This window comes from Veillonella sp. oral taxon 158 (assembly GCF_018376515.1).
Taxonomy (GTDB): Bacteria; Bacillota; Negativicutes; order Veillonellales; family Veillonellaceae; genus Veillonella; species Veillonella rogosae.
Genome location: NZ_JAHABE010000002.1, coordinates 35,307 through 50,574 on the forward strand (window position 1 = coordinate 35,307; position 15,268 = coordinate 50,574).

Sequence of the window (15,268 nt, forward strand, 5' to 3'; positions counted from 1 at the left end):
TCCTTACTATTTTGTAATTTTGTTAGTAATCCAGTAGTAGTCACTTGGGTACATTACTGCACCTTTCAAGTAAGAACCAGTAACGATATTAGTTTTAGGGTAACCTAAGAACAATGCAGCACCATCATTCATCAATATTTGTTGAATTTGAATTGCATATTCACGACGTTTTGCAGGATCGAATTCAGTTTCAGCTGCGTCGAGTAATTGGTCAACTTGTGGGTTGGAGTAACCAGAACCGTTTTGAGGGTTGGAACCATCCACATTAGTATGCCAGTAGTTAGCTAAGAACCAGATTGGATCGCCTGTATTAGCAGTTACGATGTTGGAGATAAGCATATCATAGTCGCCATCTTGACCCATTTTATCAATCAAGTTATAGTCAACTGTTTTGATTTTCATGTCGATGCCCACTTTTTTGAGGTCAGCTTGTACTGCTTCTGCATAAAGTGGCAATTCTGCACGAGAGTTATATACTACGAAGTCAAATGTTAATGGTTTACCATCTTTATCTAGGATGCCGTCACCATCAGTATCTTTCCAACCATCTTCAGCTAACAATTGTTTAGAGCGTTCAGGATTATACGCATTAGGATCTTTCAAGTCCTTGAAACCGTAGTCCATGGATGGCGGAATTGGAGCAGAACCAGGAATAAATGTACCTTTTAACAATACATCGGCATAGCTCTTACGGTCTGCTGCAGAAATAACAGCAGCGCGAACCTTGTCGTCACCAAGAATACCTTTTTGGTTAATACGAGCCAACACTACACGAAGAGATGCAATTTCATCTACTTTAAATTTATTGTTGCCTTGGAATAAACCAATTTCACCAGGACCGATGTTAACGGCCATATCTACGTCGCCAGATTGCAAGCTCAATGCACGCGTATTAGGATCATCGATGGAAGGAATCTCAACAGTTTTGAATGGTACTGCACCATCCCAGTATTTTTCGTTCGCTGCCATTTCAGCGCGTTCTTTAGTGAAGGATTTAACTACATATGGGCCTGTACCGATAGGGCCTTCTTTAGCGAAGTTACGACCATCTTTTTCAGATTGTACGTCAACGATGAGGAACAGTGGATCCGCCAAAAGACCTGGCATATTAGGATATTCTTTTGTTGTATGAATAACTAATTGTTGACCATTAGCTTCAATGGAGTCATATTCGAAGAATGTTTTCGCACGGTTAGACTTTTCAAATGCACGTTCAATAGATGCTTTTACAGCAGCTGCATCAACTTTTTTACCATTAGAGAATGTTACTTTATCGTTAATTGTGAAAGTCCACGTTTTATGGTCTGGGGATACTTCCCATTTAGATGCGATCCAAGGTTGCGGTTTCATTTGCTCGTCGAATTTAGCCAATGTTTCGCCTACACCATAGCGCATTACAACCCAAGCGAAGAAGTTTTCCGTAGGTTCTAAAGTAGAAGCGAAGTTAGTTACGCCTACTTTCAATACGTCTTTATTTGCAGAGCCGTTGTTATCGGAGCCACAACCTGCGATGAAGGAACCCATCATTACAATGCTAAGACCTGCTAAGAGGGCTTTTTTCCAAGATTTTTTCATGTAAAATCTCCTTGTACCACTACATACAAAACATAAAAACATTTAACATCATGACTATGACAATCCTACATAATCAGTGATGGAAAAAACATACATTATAATCTATCCACCTAGACACTTTCATAAAAGACAGTTCTAGAAAATGAATACATCTCATAGATTACCCTTGGTTCTTCGGATCCACTACGTCACGTAAAGAGTCAGACCAAAGGTTAAAGATTGCTACTACGATAAGGATAGATATACCAGGGAATGCCATGAGCCAAGGACTCGTCTGCAAGTACTGACGACCTTCATTGAGCATAAGGCCCCATTCTGGTGTTGGCGGCTGAGCACCAAAACCTAGGAAGGATAGACCTGCTACTTCAATCATGATGGCCCCAATATCTAAAGCCCCTGTGGTAATAACGAGAGGCATGATATTAGGAATAATATGACGTCTAAGAATTGTAGATGTATTAGCACCCATCATGACAGCTGCCGTTACATACTCCTCACCACGCACCTTAAGCGTCATAGAACGTACAATACGAGCATATTTTGCCCAACCAACAACAGATAAGGCTAAAATCGTATTCACGATACTACCACCCAAAATACCCGCTATGGCAATTGCCAATACGATACCAGGGAAGGATAGCATAATGTCAGTGATACGCATGAGTACCATTTCAACTTTACCGCCAAAATAGCCTGCTGCTGCACCAATGATAGTGCCTACGCTAACCATAATGACAACAATGGTAACACCCATGAACAAGGATAATTGAGTACCATAAATGATGCGAGACAATACATCACGGCCTAGTTTATCTGTACCAAACCAATGTTGACTACTTGGCGCTTGTAATGCTTGACTCAGATTTGAGGAAAAAGCATCGCCAGGTGCAAGCCAAGGCGCAAAGATAGCAATGAGTACCACAAGAAGCATTAAGGTGCTATAGAAAGAGAACAGTTTATGTTTTTGAATGAATTCTGCCATTATGCTCTCTCCCGTTTCAATCTAGGGTCTAATAGTACATATGACGCATCAATTAATGCATTGATACACATATAGGCTAAGGCAACCCACAATACAAAGCCTTCAATCAATGGATAGTCGCGCATGGTAATAGCGTAAACTGCCATGTTCCCTAGGCCAGGCCAAGAGAATACCATTTCTACAACTGCTACACCACCTAATAGCCAGCCCATGACAACACCAAGAATAGTGATGAGCGGCAAGACGGCATTTGGCAAAATATGACCAAATAAAATCTTCATCTCACTGACACCACGAGCACGAGCACCGATAACGTAATCCTTTTCCATTTCTTCAAGGATAACAAGACGAACTTGGCGCATATACTTAGAACCAATTACGACAGCTAATGTAGCAGCTGGCAAAATTACACCTATTGGCGTTATACGAGATGTAGCAATTGGTACAAGACCTAGTTTAAGACCGAAGATATAAATAAGTACAAGACCTAACCAAAATGATGGCATAGATACGCCTACAAAGGATAAAGATCTCAACACATAGTCTACCCATTTATTACGATTTAAGGCGCTTATAATCCCTGCTGGCAATGCATAAAGCAGAGTAAATACTAAAGCAGTACCTGCTAACATTACTGTCCCTGGTAAAGCCTCCAACATACGATCTACTACTGGCTTTTTAGCAGAGTAACTCATCCCTAAATCACCTTGTGCAGCATTCACAACCCAGTTTGCATATTGCACTATAAACGGTTTATCTAACCCAAGCTGAGCCCGAGTCTCATCGATGAGCTCCTGAGACACGATAGTGTCTGCCGTTTCTAGTAGCATCGTTACTGGATCGCCTGGTGCTAAATAGGTGAGACAAAATGTTAAAAATGTGATGCCAAACAAGGTTACAATAAATTGCCCCAACTGTTTGACAAAGCGTTTGCCCATAGGCGCCTCCTAAACTCTCTAAACACTAACAACAAATCAAACGAACAACTAATGTTACCCTCTGCTTAACGCAGCAGTAATACGCCAAAACAAAGGAAAATAAGTCACCTGAGAAACTCAAAAAGGTTAGTCGCCTGACTAACCTAAATTAAGCACAGTATATGCTACCATGCATTTAGAGCAGGCTTTCTGACTCAGATTCATCGCAACATTTCGGCCTTCCCAGTTTCCCAGTGACCCTATAATGAAACCTTGCTCCTCATTACAGCTATTTGCATAGTATGAGATTTACACCCATTTTCCTCTTTTACGCTCGGTAAATACCGACACTCATTAGTTCATTCATTTTTATCGATTATAAATATACTATATTAATATCCTATTTACAATACGCATACCCCTTATGGGTATATGTACATCGTAGATTTTCAATATAATTTTTATACTAATAAAAATTATCGATTACTGATTAAGTCTCTATTTATGTATAAACCTATACAAATCACTTTATATATGTGACTTTTTACCGTATTAACTGTATGCAACTGTATATATATTAATTATTATTATAATGGTAATTTTCTCATGAATTTTTTTTATACATACCGAAAAAACTTTTAATCACTTTAGCAACTATCAATTATTTATAATTAATAAAACCATAATTAATAAGTTTGATTAATATACCAAAAAGAGGCTGTTACTAAGTAACAGCCTCTTATAAGACGAGAGATATTCAGTTAATCGATACTTTGTTGTAAGCGGTGCGCTCTGCGTGTATCCCACGCTTTACGCAAAACATAGATCACGAAACCGATGCTTACCGCTACTGCACTACCTACCATAGCATCAAAGCCACATGCGTAGATTGCATATAAACAGTAGATAACACCTGCGCCGAATACGTAGTTGGAACGTTTAATGCGGCTTTCAGCTACACCAGCCATACGCATCATTGTAGGTACTGCCAAGATGCACAATACATACGGTACTACGTTAGTTACAACAGCTAAGTTTACTAAGATTTCAAATTGCTCACGCAAGGAGTCGCTTGCAGTGAACAAAGTAAGTAATGTTTCAACAGCGAGTAAAATGAATACGCCACGAACAGGAGCGTCTTTGCTATTTACACGAGCGAATACTTTAGGGAAGTAACCGTGTTCCGCTGCGCTTTTGAATACGCGAGACAATGTGAATTGCCAGCAAAGTAAAGCGCCAAAGCAAGAAATAACCATAGCAGCCATAACGATGTTTGCAATTGTATCATTGAACATGTATACGAATGTCAAACCGAATGGTGCGTTAGAATTTAATAAGTCAACGTTAGGAACGATACCGGCCATAACGTTTGTGGACAAGATGTAAACCACCGCCACTGCTAATGTACCTGCTACAGTTGCAATAGGTACGTTTCTCTTTGGATTCTCAACAGCATCAGCATTAGCCGCTGCGGATTCAAACCCTAGGAAGCCCCATAATGTTAGGGAAATAGATTGTTTTACCGCATCATAAAGCGGAAGATCATTTGGGTTCCATGCCGCCCAATAGATAGACGGATCAAACCAATACCAGCCGATTGTACCGATTAAAAGAACCGGAACGATAGAGCCCCAAATAGTCATGTTGCTGAGTCGACCTGTGAAGCGATTGCCTCGGAAGTTCAAAATCGCTGCAAACCACAAGAGCACAATTGTTACTTGGCTTGTTTGTGTAGCATTAAGGTCAACACCAAAGAAAGCTGCGCCATAACCTACGGCAGAAACCGCGATGGCGATATTAGCAATGATGAGAGATATGCTGTAAGCATAGCTCGCCATAAAATGTCCAGTTTTACCGAAGCGGTGTTCTGCATAACCGCCCATGCCCCCTTTATTTTGGGAGAACATACCCGCTTGAGCAAAAATATACGCTAGTAAAAGCGCACCCACAGCTGTCACGAGCCAAGATAAAACTGAAATAGTACCAACTTGAGCCAAATTAGTTGGTAACATAATGATCCCAGCTCCTAGCATATTGGCTGCTACCATTGTGGTTAGCTGGAATACAGACATTTTTTTAGCGGTCGTTTTCATGTATCAATCCCCTTTCATAAGGTGAATTTTTTCTCGTCCATAATTCACTTAAATATAATATACCGCTAAGTAAATCCAGTTCGTGCTGTGATGGGCTTGAATGTGGATTTACCGTTGTTATTCTTATTACGAATTACATAATAACACCTATGAAACCAAAATGAAAGTACTTTATTGGCGGACAAGCCATATTACACGAATTGAATAAATTATAGTTAATTTATCATCTAAAACGAACAGAACTCATTTTAACAATGACAAGGTATATTTTTACCCTATTTTATTCTGTGTATATATGTAATTTTTCCTATCTATCACGGTTATAGTGTCCTAGTACAAGACTATTATTTTCTCACAGTCCACTGTATACGTACGCAAATTTATATTTTTTTAATAGTACATTATCAATTAGAAAAGCCTTTTTATAGGTATTACCTGGCTTTTAAACGAAAAAAATCGATATACACATGAGCTTTGAGCTCTATATAGAGCTTCTAAAACAGACTTATATGTATATCGATCTTAAGTTTTCAATAGAAAGTTAAAATGTAAAACACTTATTCTTGTGCAGATTCAACAATTGCTTTCCATTCTGCAATTTGTTTTTCTTCTTCGGAGATAAGGGCTTTACCATTGTTACGTTGTCTTTCAACACATTCTGGAGCGGTACCAGAGTAGTTGTTACGACCTGCTACGCAAGCTTCGATGGAGATAGCATCAAGGATATCTGCATCAAAATGATGTGAGATAGCTTTGAAATCCTCAACGGATAAATCAAGCAATACGCAACCTTTTTCAATACAATGATGTACAGCATTACCTACGATTTCGTGAGCTTCACGGAATGGAACGCCTTTTTTCGCAAGGTAATCTGCCATGTCCGTAGCATTAGAGAAGTCATCATCGAGGACAGCTTTCATATGCGCCCCATTGACCTTCATACCGCGAATCATTGCCGCATTGATGGACAAGGCAAAGTGTACTGTATCGATAGCATCAAAAATACCCTCTTTATCCTCTTGCATATCTTTATTGTAGGTAAGTGGCAAGCCTTTTAAGGTAGTTAAAAGACCCAGTAAGTGACCATAGGTGCGACCAGTTTTACCACGAACGAGTTCACATACGTCAGGATTTTTCTTTTGTGGCATAATGCTAGAGCCTGTGCAATGAGCATCATCAAGTTCAATAAAATTAAACTCATTGGTAGACCACAAAATCAATTCTTCACTAAGACGGCTCAAATGCATCATCACAAGAGATGCAAAGGATAAGAACTCAACCACGTAGTCACGATCGGATACAGCATCCATACTATTTTCGTAAATACGAGAGAAGCCGAGTAGCTTTTGTGTATAGGTTTGATCAATACCGTACGTAGAACCAGCTAATGCACCTGCACCAAGTGGCATAATATCTGCATGCTTAAATACCATCAACAAACGATCAAAGTCGCGTTCCAACATAGAGAAGTATGCCATCATATGATGACCAAACAATACAGGTTGTGCCCGTTGTAAATGCGTATAGCCGGGCATGATAACATCGCTGTATTTTTCAGCAGTTTCAATGAGGGCTTTTTGCATATCTACGATGAGCTCGCCCATTTCTACAACGGCTTTACGCACGTACATATGTAAATCTACTGCACATTGGTCATTACGGCTACGACCTGTATGTAATCGGCCACCTGCTTCGCCAATATCATCGGTTAAGCGCTTTTCAATATTCATATGAATATCTTCAAGAGCCACGGAGAATGGGAACTCACCTTTATCGATTTGGTCTTTAATCTTTGTTAAGCCCTCAACTATAGCGTCCCGATCTGCGTCGGAGATAATATTTTGTTTTGCCAGCATTGTTGCATGTGCTTTACTACCTGCAATATCTTCGGCGTACATCCGCGCATCAAAAGCGATAGAGGATGTAAAATCCTCTACCGCTTTATCAGTGCCTTTTGTGAAACGCCCGCCCCACAATTTAGCCATTATTTACCTGCCTTTTCTTTCATCAATGCATTAATTTTGAGAGGTAAACCGAACAAGTTGATGAAACCAGCCGCATCAGCTTGGTTGTATACATCATCTTCTTCGAATGTTACGAAATCTTCGCTGTACAAGGAGTATGGAGATGTAGCACCAGCAGAAATGATGTTGCCTTTGTACAATTTAAGTTTTACATCGCCAGTTACAGTTTTTTGAGTTTCATCAACGAACGCTTGCAAAGCATACATCAATGGTGCAAACCACATGCCATCGTATACGAGTTCAGCATATTTGTTAGCAATAAGTTCTTTGTAGTGGTATGTAGCTCTGTCGAGGCAAAGGTATTCAAGTTCTCTGTGAGCATACATGATGATGGATCCACCTGGGTTTTCATAAACGCCACGGGATTTCATGCCTACTAATCTATTTTCAACGATATCTACAACGCCTACGCCATGGTGTGCACCGATTTCGTTGAGTTTTTCTAACAATTGTAAGGGAGTACCTTCTTGGCCATCTACCGCTACAGGTACGCCATCTTTGAAGGATACAGTTACATAACCAGCTTCATCTGGAGCTTGCTCAGGAGTATGTGTTACCAAGTACACATCATCTTTAGGAGCATTTGCTGGATTTTCAAGATCGCCGCCTTCATGGGACAAATGCCATACGTTTTGATCCATGGAGTACGGATGTTTTTTAGTAGCTACTACTGGAATGTCGTGCTTAGCAGCATACTCCATGCAGTCAGTTCTAGATTTCAAATCCCACTCTCTCCAAGGAGCGATAATTTTCATATTAGGAGCCAATGCTTTGATGGCGAGTTCAAAACGAACTTGGTCATTACCTTTACCTGTCGCACCGTGAGCAATAGCATCAGCACCTTCTTTTTCGGCAATATCTACGAGGATTTTACCAATCAAAGGTCTAGCGAAGGATGTACCTAATAAATATTTACCTTCGTAAACGGCACCCGCTTTTACTGTAGGCCACACATAGTCTTTTACGAACTCTTCTTTAGCATCCACGATGTACGCTTTAGACGCACCAGATTTGATCGCTTTTTTCTCAACTGCATCATAATCCTCAGGTTGGCCCAAGTCTACGCATACGGCGATAACTTCAGAACCATAATTTTCTTTTAACCAAGGAATGATAACGGATGTGTCCAAACCGCCAGAATATGCGAGTACTACTTTATTTGCTTTACCCATGATAACACCTCATAAACTACTATCTATTTATACTCATATAATCAATATTATATCAGATCATTGTGAAAGCACCGTGGTTGTATCTGCTACCAACGGTTACCTTCTCCTTCTGACAAAAAATAGTATACACCTGTATAATTATAAATGCAAGCATTATTTTTATTCAATTTAATTATATTTTTCGGAACGTAATTATTTAAATATAAAATAAGCTATATTATGTATTCGCCTACACAATATAGCTTATTTGGGGATGTTATTTAGGTATGTATTGGTTATATATTATTAAATACTTTAATTATATACCAAGTTTATATTACATTACTCTTCCACAAGCCCTAATTCTTGTTGGTATGCATAGTCTGCCTCGGCTTGTGTAATCATGCCTTGGTCTACCATTTGTTCTAAGACGAGTTTTTGTCTCGCCTTTGCCCCTTTATAGTTCGTATACGGATCCAAGTAGGATGGTGCATTTGGTAATGCTGCGAGGAGTGCACTTTGGGCCAAGGTCAATCGACTCGGGCTCGTTCCAAAATAGCCATGGGATGCCTCATAGATCCCGTAGTAGTTATGACCATAATATACAGTATTCAAATACATCGTTAGGATTTCTTCTTTTGAGTAATAATGTTCCATTTCACTGGCGAGAATGGCCTCTTCCACTTTACGACTCATAATTCGTTTGGATGAAAGGAAGAGATTTTTCACGAGTTGTTGTGTAATGGTACTGCCACCTTCGACGGTTTCACCAGCGATGGTATTCGTATAAAAGGCACGTATAATGCCGAGCACATCAATGGCGCCATGGTTATAATATCGCTTGTCCTCAATGGCAATAAGGGCATTTTTAGTATACTCAGGAATCACGTCACCCTTAACCCAGTGATCTTTTTTAATACGTTGATTCAGTGCTATTTCTACCTTTTCCTTAAAGGTAAATAGGCGGATAATCCGGTCCGTACGACTGAGAGTATCTTCACTTTCCTCTATTCGTTTTTCAACAGTTGTATGAGCGTTACTTTCACGATCTGAACCTTGATAACTATGGTATCCGTCGTATATAAACATAGCCAATATAATGACTACCACAAACACCAGTAAGTTTCGAAGGTAATGAAACACTTTCATTGCTTTCACCTATTTCATAAAGGCCTGTAGCTGAACACATATAATATAGAGATAATTATGTAACAATAGTTCTACAGCGCCTAATACATATACAAACACAATGTGTATTAAAAGTATTGTATCATATCAATCAAGAAGAAGATATGAATCATACTAGGTTTTAATGGGCGCCCATCGTGCAAAATATATTTGATAATTTAGATACTGTATGTAAAAGCCTACCTAAAAATATACGTTCCATACAATCGTAAATCTATATATGTAGATTTAATGCATATTAGGTTTACTTATTAAGTTGTATTACAGTCTTTAGATAGAGTATAATTAATGAGATGATAAAAACATGCCCATTGGAGGAGTAATATGAAACAGTGTATGGATTCAGAAAATCTGCATCGCCGATTGCGTAAAATCTTAGGTCAAGTGCAAGCTATTGATCGAATGATTGAAGAAGACATTCCTTGCGAAGATGTGTTGAGCCAAATTAATGCAGCTAAGTCTGCACTACACAAGGTAGGACAAGTAGTTCTTGAAGGTCACATCAACCACTGCGTACGTGATGGTATCGAGCATGGCGACGTAGACAAAACTATTAGCGACTTTACAAAAGCTGTAGAACGTTTTGCTAATATGGGAAAATAAAGAAGAGGCTAAATCGCCTCTTCTTTTTTGCATAAAAAAAGACTCTACCGTAGTAGAGTCCTTTTTATTTCCCTCACAAATTAGTCGTGATTAGTTGTTAAGAATTCGCTCAATGCAGCGAGTGCGTCGTCTTCGTCAGCACCGTCAGCTGTTAATGTAACGGATGTACCTTTTGTAGCGCCCAAAGTCAATACTGTTAAGATAGATTTAGCATCAGCTGTTTTGCCGTTAGCAGCGATTGTCACTTTGGAAGCGTATTTAGCCGCCAATTGTGTGAAAGCTGTAGCAGGACGAGCGTGTAAACCAGATTCGTTTGTAATTTCTACTGTTAATTCTTTCATGGTAACCTCTTTCTATCTCGATAGGCAGAGCCTATCCCTTACGTTCTAATAGATATATTGTATCAATTATAAGCGTATCAATTCAAGTATATTACATATGATTATGATGAAGCTTTACCAATTATAGTAAGCCTTTTTCTATTAATACGGATTTAGCATACCCTGTAATTTCTTCAGCCGTGTCCATAGTAAGAGCTTTATTGGCCACCTCTTCACATTCTGCTTTAGAAACAGAACGCAAGATATTTTTGATAAGTGGAATAGAAGATGCTGTCATGGAGAACTCGTCTAGGCCTAGACCTAACAAAATCATTGTAGCCACAGGATCGCCAGCAAGCTCACCGCACATGCCTGTAAATTTACCTTGTTCATGGCTCGCATCGATAACATGCTTGATAAGACGTAATACACCTGGATGCAATGGTTGATATAGAGAACCAATAGACTCGTTCATACGGTCTACAGCCAAGGTGTATTGGCATAAATCGTTGGTACCGATACTGAAGAAGTCTACATATTTAGCCAATATTGGAGAAATAACAGCAGCTGCAGGCACTTCGATCATAATACCAACCTTGATATCCTTGTTGAATTCTTTGCCTTCTGCTGTAAGTTCAGCCTTACATTCTTCGAGCATAGCATTCGCTTGTTTTACTTCTTCTACGGAAGCAATCATAGGGTACATGATGTGAATATCGCCAAAGGCACTAGCACGCAATAACGCACGCAATTGTACTTTAAAGATATCCGGACGGTTCAAGGAAATACGAATCGCACGATAACCAAGGAAAGGATTCATTTCACTTGGCAAATCTAGGCATTTCAATTCTTTATCGCCACCGATATCCATGGTACGGATAATAACAGGTTGACCCTGCATATCTTCTGCAACCTTTTTATATTCTTCAAACTGTACATCTTCTGTTGGCAACTCGTCGTTTTCCATGTACAAGAATTCTGTACGATATAAGCCAATACCTTGTGCGCCCATTGTAAGAGCGTGTTTAGCATCTTTAGACTTACCGATGTTACCGAATAATTCTACATGATGACCATCAGTAGTCTTAGCTTCAAGATTGGCAGATTCGCGCAAGCGTTTTAATTCCTCTTGGAACGCCGCAGCTTGGTTTGTGTATTCATCCCAATCCGCATTAGATGGATTCATTTCTACGATACCATCTGTGCCAAGAACCACTGCTTTATTTCCATCTACGAAGCTTTCAATGTCACCAACACCCATAACAGCAGGGATTTCCAAGGTGCGAGCCATGATAGCCGCATGAGAAGTAGGACCACCGGCCGCTGTTACAATGCCTTTTACAACATTTTTATCGAGGGAAGCCGTATCGGATGGTGCCAAATCTTGAGCCACCAAAATAACTTCGCCAGAAATATGAGATAAACCACGAGGGTTCATACCTAACATGTTGCGCATCAAACGATCACCGATGTCTTTAATATCCGCACCGCGTTCGCGCATATATGCATCTTCCATACCGAGGAAGATATTCGCAAAGGTTTCAATAGTTTGAGCTGTAGCCGCTACGACATTAGTATGGCTAGACTCAACGAGGGATTTAATACCATCAGACAAGGATGGGTCTTGTGCGATTTGCATATGCGCCTCAAAAATGGCTGCCTCTTCTGGGCCCATTTCGTCTAACGCTTTTTGACGAATCGTATCTAATTGTTTTAGAGTAGCCGCCATAGCAGCTGCAAACTTGCCAATCTCCTCTTCTACCTTGTCGTCAGCCACGGTGTAATCAGGAATGACAATTTCCTCTTGAATATATCTATATACATTGCCTACTGCAACGCCACGAGATCCAGAAATCCCTTGAATTCGCATATGTGTTCCTCTTTCTATTACGATAAACTACATTACTCTTTATTTTATCATTTCTCCGTTAAACAATAAAGTAATTAGACAACATCTATCAGCCTTAAAGGGCATCCCACATGGGTTGTTTTTGACGCATCAATCAATTTAGCTCGACACTAAAAGAAGGTTAATTTTTCGTCTATTTCGCCATAATTTTATAAGATTTCTTCTCATAATCAAGTATCATTTATGATATAATATAGAATATATAAACATATACATCTGGGACTTTCACGGGCTTCATGGTGAAAGTCTTACTTGTTGATAGGAGACTTTATGAAATTAACTAAAATGCATGGTCTCGGCAATGATTTTATCCTCTTTGCTGACCCAAAAGGAACTGAGAAAGATTACACAGATCTCGCTATTCGCCTTTGCGATCGCCGCACAGGCATTGGCGCCGACGGTCTTGCCATTCTAGTTCCTTCTGAAACATGCGATGTACGCATGCGCATCATCAACTCCGATGGTAGTGAAGCAGAAATGTGCGGCAACGCCATTCGTTGCTTTGCCAAATACGCTTACGAACACGGTGAAACTACGAAAGAGACTTTCACCATTGAAACATTAGCAGGTGTAATGAAACCTACCTTGACCATCGAAAATGGCATCGTAACACAAGTTACAGTAGACATGGGCAAACCATTCTTTAAATCTCAAGACATTCCTATGAATGTAGATATGGATAAGGTTATCGACGTAGACCTCGACGTAAACGGCGAAACCGTAACGGTCAGCTCCGTATTGCTCGGTGTGCCGCACACAGAGGTGTTCATCGACGATATTACAAAAGCACCTGTAACAACACAAGGGCCTATCCTTGAAAAACACGATGCGTTCCCATCCAATACAAATGTTAACTATATCGAAGTAATAAACGACAAGCATATCAAGGTGCGCACTTGGGAACGTGGCGCAGGTGCTACATTAGCATGTGGCACAGGCTCTTGCGCCTCTGCCGTTATGTCCTTCGAAAAAGGCTTAACAGGCCGCGAAGTAGATGTAGAGCTCTATTTAGGAACATTACATATTTCATACTTGGAGGATGGCACGGTGCTCATGACTGGCCCTGCTGAGGAAGTCTTCGAAACAGAACTTCCTATCGATTAAGATGAAGTGGTTACAACTCATATTAAATGCGTTTCTAAAGTATCAACAAGGCCGTTCTCTAATGCCGAAAAATACGGAGTCGCTCATAGGTTTACTCATATCTATCCTCGTCATTATCATCGCCGTAGCTAACGGTATTGCTATTGGTTACGCCTTGATAGTGGTATGGTGCATCATGGCCTATGTATTCTATCGCAAAGGATACCAACCAAAAGAACTGCTAACCCTATCATGGACAGGTGCTAAAACCTCGATTGTGGTAATGCAAATATTCTTGCTTATCGGTTGGCTCATCGCTATGTGGCAAGCAGCAGGCATCATCCCAATGATTATCGCCACCGGCATCGACTTGATTAATCCGTCCCTCTTTATTGCTTGTGCCTTCTTATTAACAGCGATTGTTAGCATGGTATTAGGTACAGCTTTCGGTACTGTAGGCACCATGGGTATCGTGCTCATCACGATGGCAAGGGCTGGTAATATTCCAGAGGATATCGTAGCAGGCGCCATTATAGCAGGTGCGTACTTTGGCGATCGCAATGGTCCTTTATCATCTAGCGCCTCTCTCGTAGCGGCTTTAACACATACAAAGGTACCAACCAATATCCCTATTATGTTTAAGGATGGTCTGCTAGCACTTGTGATTTCCACAGTGCTTTATCTATTACTATCTCAGTGGTTCCCACTCAACTATACTAATAGCTTGCTGCCCGATACAATCCACTTTGTATTCAACATCGATTGGATCTTATGGATTCCAGTGATTATCGTCATCGGTCTATTGCCTTTGAAAGTATCGATTCGATGGCCTATCGGCCTCAGCGCATTAGCCGCAGCCATTCTTGCTTATACTAATCAAGGGGCTACCCTTTCCGAATTGGGATGGTATACCTTAACAGGCTTTGAACTACCACATTATAATCCACTAGCAGATATCATTCACGGCGGTGGGCTGCAAACAATGTTCATTCCTACATTATCCATCTTTATGGCCACTGCCATTTCTGGCATGCTCGAAGGGGTTGGCTTCTGGAATGATGTTAGACAACTATTAGAGCGAGCTAAAACGCGGAGCGATGTATTTGCTGCCAATGTAGGTCTCGCACTCTTAACCGGCGCTGTAGGTTGTAGCCAAGCTATTGCGGTTGTGATGACACATTCTATTATGCGTATAACCTACGCTCAACGGGGTATTCAAGATGAAGATGTGATGCTCGACTTTGAAAACAGCGGCATCGTCATTGCCGCCTTACTACCATGGAACATCGCTGCTTATGTACCTGTAGTTATGATGGGTACTAGCACAGCCGGCTATGTACCATTCGCCTTCTTCCTATATCTCGTACCGCTCCTTTACTGGTTACGACTACGGAAGCAAGATCAACCAATCATAGGCTAATTA

General features: G+C 40.3%; 12 protein-coding genes and 1 riboswitch. Of the genes, 3 read left to right on the top strand and 9 right to left on the bottom strand.

The annotated features are described in order from the left end of the window. Window positions 1-6: 6 nt before the first annotated feature. The 7 genes from KH364_RS01380 to KH364_RS01410 all read right to left on the bottom strand — a co-directional run bounded on the left by KH364_RS01380 (window position 7) and on the right by KH364_RS01410 (window position 9,891). Entirely contained in the window at window positions 7-1,575 is a 1,569-nt protein-coding gene (locus KH364_RS01380) for an ABC transporter substrate-binding protein (RefSeq protein ID WP_265137819.1), read from the bottom strand. A 160-nt stretch (window positions 1,576-1,735) separates the two neighbouring features. Then, window positions 1,736-2,557, bottom strand: a complete 822-nt coding sequence (gene nikC, locus KH364_RS01385; protein WP_054748248.1) for a nickel transporter permease — start codon at window positions 2,555-2,557, stop codon at window positions 1,736-1,738. Next, window positions 2,557-3,495 (bottom strand): nickel ABC transporter permease, encoded by a 939-nt coding sequence (gene nikB / locus KH364_RS01390; protein ID WP_105081627.1) that lies wholly within the window; start codon window positions 3,493-3,495, stop codon window positions 2,557-2,559. Before nikB ends, nikC begins: the two co-directional genes overlap by 1 nt. A 161-nt stretch (window positions 3,496-3,656) precedes the next feature. Next, window positions 3,657-3,844: riboswitch (cobalamin riboswitch) on the bottom strand. Between the two features lie 391 nt (window positions 3,845-4,235). Further along, window positions 4,236-5,567: a putrescine-ornithine antiporter gene (gene potE, locus KH364_RS01395; protein WP_105081628.1), complete on the bottom strand. Its 1,332-nt coding sequence runs from the start codon at window positions 5,565-5,567 to the stop codon at window positions 4,236-4,238. 557 nt (window positions 5,568-6,124) lie between these two features. Beyond that, complete coding sequence (argH, locus tag KH364_RS01400; protein ID WP_105081629.1) at window positions 6,125-7,552, bottom strand: argininosuccinate lyase; 1,428 nt, start codon at window positions 7,550-7,552, stop codon at window positions 6,125-6,127. Next, on the bottom strand, window positions 7,552-8,763 hold the full coding sequence (locus KH364_RS01405) for an argininosuccinate synthase (RefSeq protein WP_054748244.1): 1,212 nt from the start codon (window positions 8,761-8,763) through the stop codon (window positions 7,552-7,554). Before KH364_RS01405 ends, argH begins: the two co-directional genes overlap by 1 nt. 321 nt (window positions 8,764-9,084) lie before the next feature. Then, on the bottom strand, window positions 9,085-9,891 hold the full coding sequence (locus KH364_RS01410; protein ID WP_273298105.1) for a biosynthetic peptidoglycan transglycosylase: 807 nt from the start codon (window positions 9,889-9,891) through the stop codon (window positions 9,085-9,087). Window positions 9,892-10,254: 363 nt separating this feature from the next. Here KH364_RS01410 and KH364_RS01415 point away from each other — a divergent pair, with 363 nt between their 5' ends. Then, window positions 10,255-10,533, top strand: coding sequence for a metal-sensing transcriptional repressor (locus tag KH364_RS01415; protein WP_009352282.1), 279 nt, complete (start codon window positions 10,255-10,257; stop codon window positions 10,531-10,533). An 80-nt stretch (window positions 10,534-10,613) separates the two neighbouring features. On the opposite strand, the gene KH364_RS01420 is transcribed toward KH364_RS01415, so the two are convergent. Both KH364_RS01420 and ptsP read right to left on the bottom strand, forming a co-directional pair. Then, window positions 10,614-10,874, bottom strand: coding sequence for an HPr family phosphocarrier protein (locus tag KH364_RS01420; RefSeq protein WP_009352491.1), 261 nt, complete (start codon window positions 10,872-10,874; stop codon window positions 10,614-10,616). A gap of 121 nt (window positions 10,875-10,995) precedes the next feature. Next, a complete protein-coding gene (ptsP, locus tag KH364_RS01425; protein ID WP_273298108.1) occupies window positions 10,996-12,723 on the bottom strand; it encodes a phosphoenolpyruvate--protein phosphotransferase in 1,728 nt (575 codons plus the stop codon). A 309-nt stretch (window positions 12,724-13,032) separates the two neighbouring features. Between ptsP and dapF the strand changes: the two genes are divergently transcribed. Continuing rightward, complete coding sequence (gene dapF / locus KH364_RS01430; protein WP_009352415.1) at window positions 13,033-13,866, top strand: diaminopimelate epimerase; 834 nt, start codon at window positions 13,033-13,035, stop codon at window positions 13,864-13,866. A 61-nt stretch (window positions 13,867-13,927) separates the two neighbouring features. Continuing rightward, window positions 13,928-15,265, top strand: a complete 1,338-nt coding sequence (locus KH364_RS01435; RefSeq protein WP_273298110.1) for a Na+/H+ antiporter NhaC family protein — start codon at window positions 13,928-13,930, stop codon at window positions 15,263-15,265. Window positions 15,266-15,268 lie beyond the last annotated feature (3 nt).

Excerpts from the sequence above, each read along its gene's own strand:
- nikB (WP_105081627.1), bottom strand. The coding sequence starts at position 3,495 with ATGGGCAAACGCTTTGTCAAACAGTTGGGGCAATTTATTGTAACCTTG.
- nikC (WP_054748248.1), bottom strand. The coding sequence starts at position 2,557 with ATGGCAGAATTCATTCAAAAACATAAACTGTTCTCTTTCTATAGCACC.
- KH364_RS01415 (WP_009352282.1), top strand. The coding sequence starts at position 10,255 with ATGAAACAGTGTATGGATTCAGAAAATCTGCATCGCCGATTGCGTAAA.
- KH364_RS01435 (WP_273298110.1), top strand. The coding sequence starts at position 13,928 with ATGCCGAAAAATACGGAGTCGCTCATAGGTTTACTCATATCTATCCTC.
- KH364_RS01405 (WP_054748244.1), bottom strand. The coding sequence starts at position 8,763 with ATGGGTAAAGCAAATAAAGTAGTACTCGCATATTCTGGCGGTTTGGAC.
- KH364_RS01420 (WP_009352491.1), bottom strand. The coding sequence starts at position 10,874 with ATGAAAGAATTAACAGTAGAAATTACAAACGAATCTGGTTTACACGCT.
- potE (WP_105081628.1), bottom strand. The coding sequence starts at position 5,567 with ATGAAAACGACCGCTAAAAAAATGTCTGTATTCCAGCTAACCACAATG.
- KH364_RS01410 (WP_273298105.1), bottom strand. The coding sequence starts at position 9,891 with ATGAAAGTGTTTCATTACCTTCGAAACTTACTGGTGTTTGTGGTAGTC.
- KH364_RS01380 (WP_265137819.1), bottom strand. The coding sequence starts at position 1,575 with ATGAAAAAATCTTGGAAAAAAGCCCTCTTAGCAGGTCTTAGCATTGTA.
- dapF (WP_009352415.1), top strand. The coding sequence starts at position 13,033 with ATGAAATTAACTAAAATGCATGGTCTCGGCAATGATTTTATCCTCTTT.
- argH (WP_105081629.1), bottom strand. The coding sequence starts at position 7,552 with ATGGCTAAATTGTGGGGCGGGCGTTTCACAAAAGGCACTGATAAAGCG.
- ptsP (WP_273298108.1), bottom strand. The coding sequence starts at position 12,723 with ATGCGAATTCAAGGGATTTCTGGATCTCGTGGCGTTGCAGTAGGCAAT.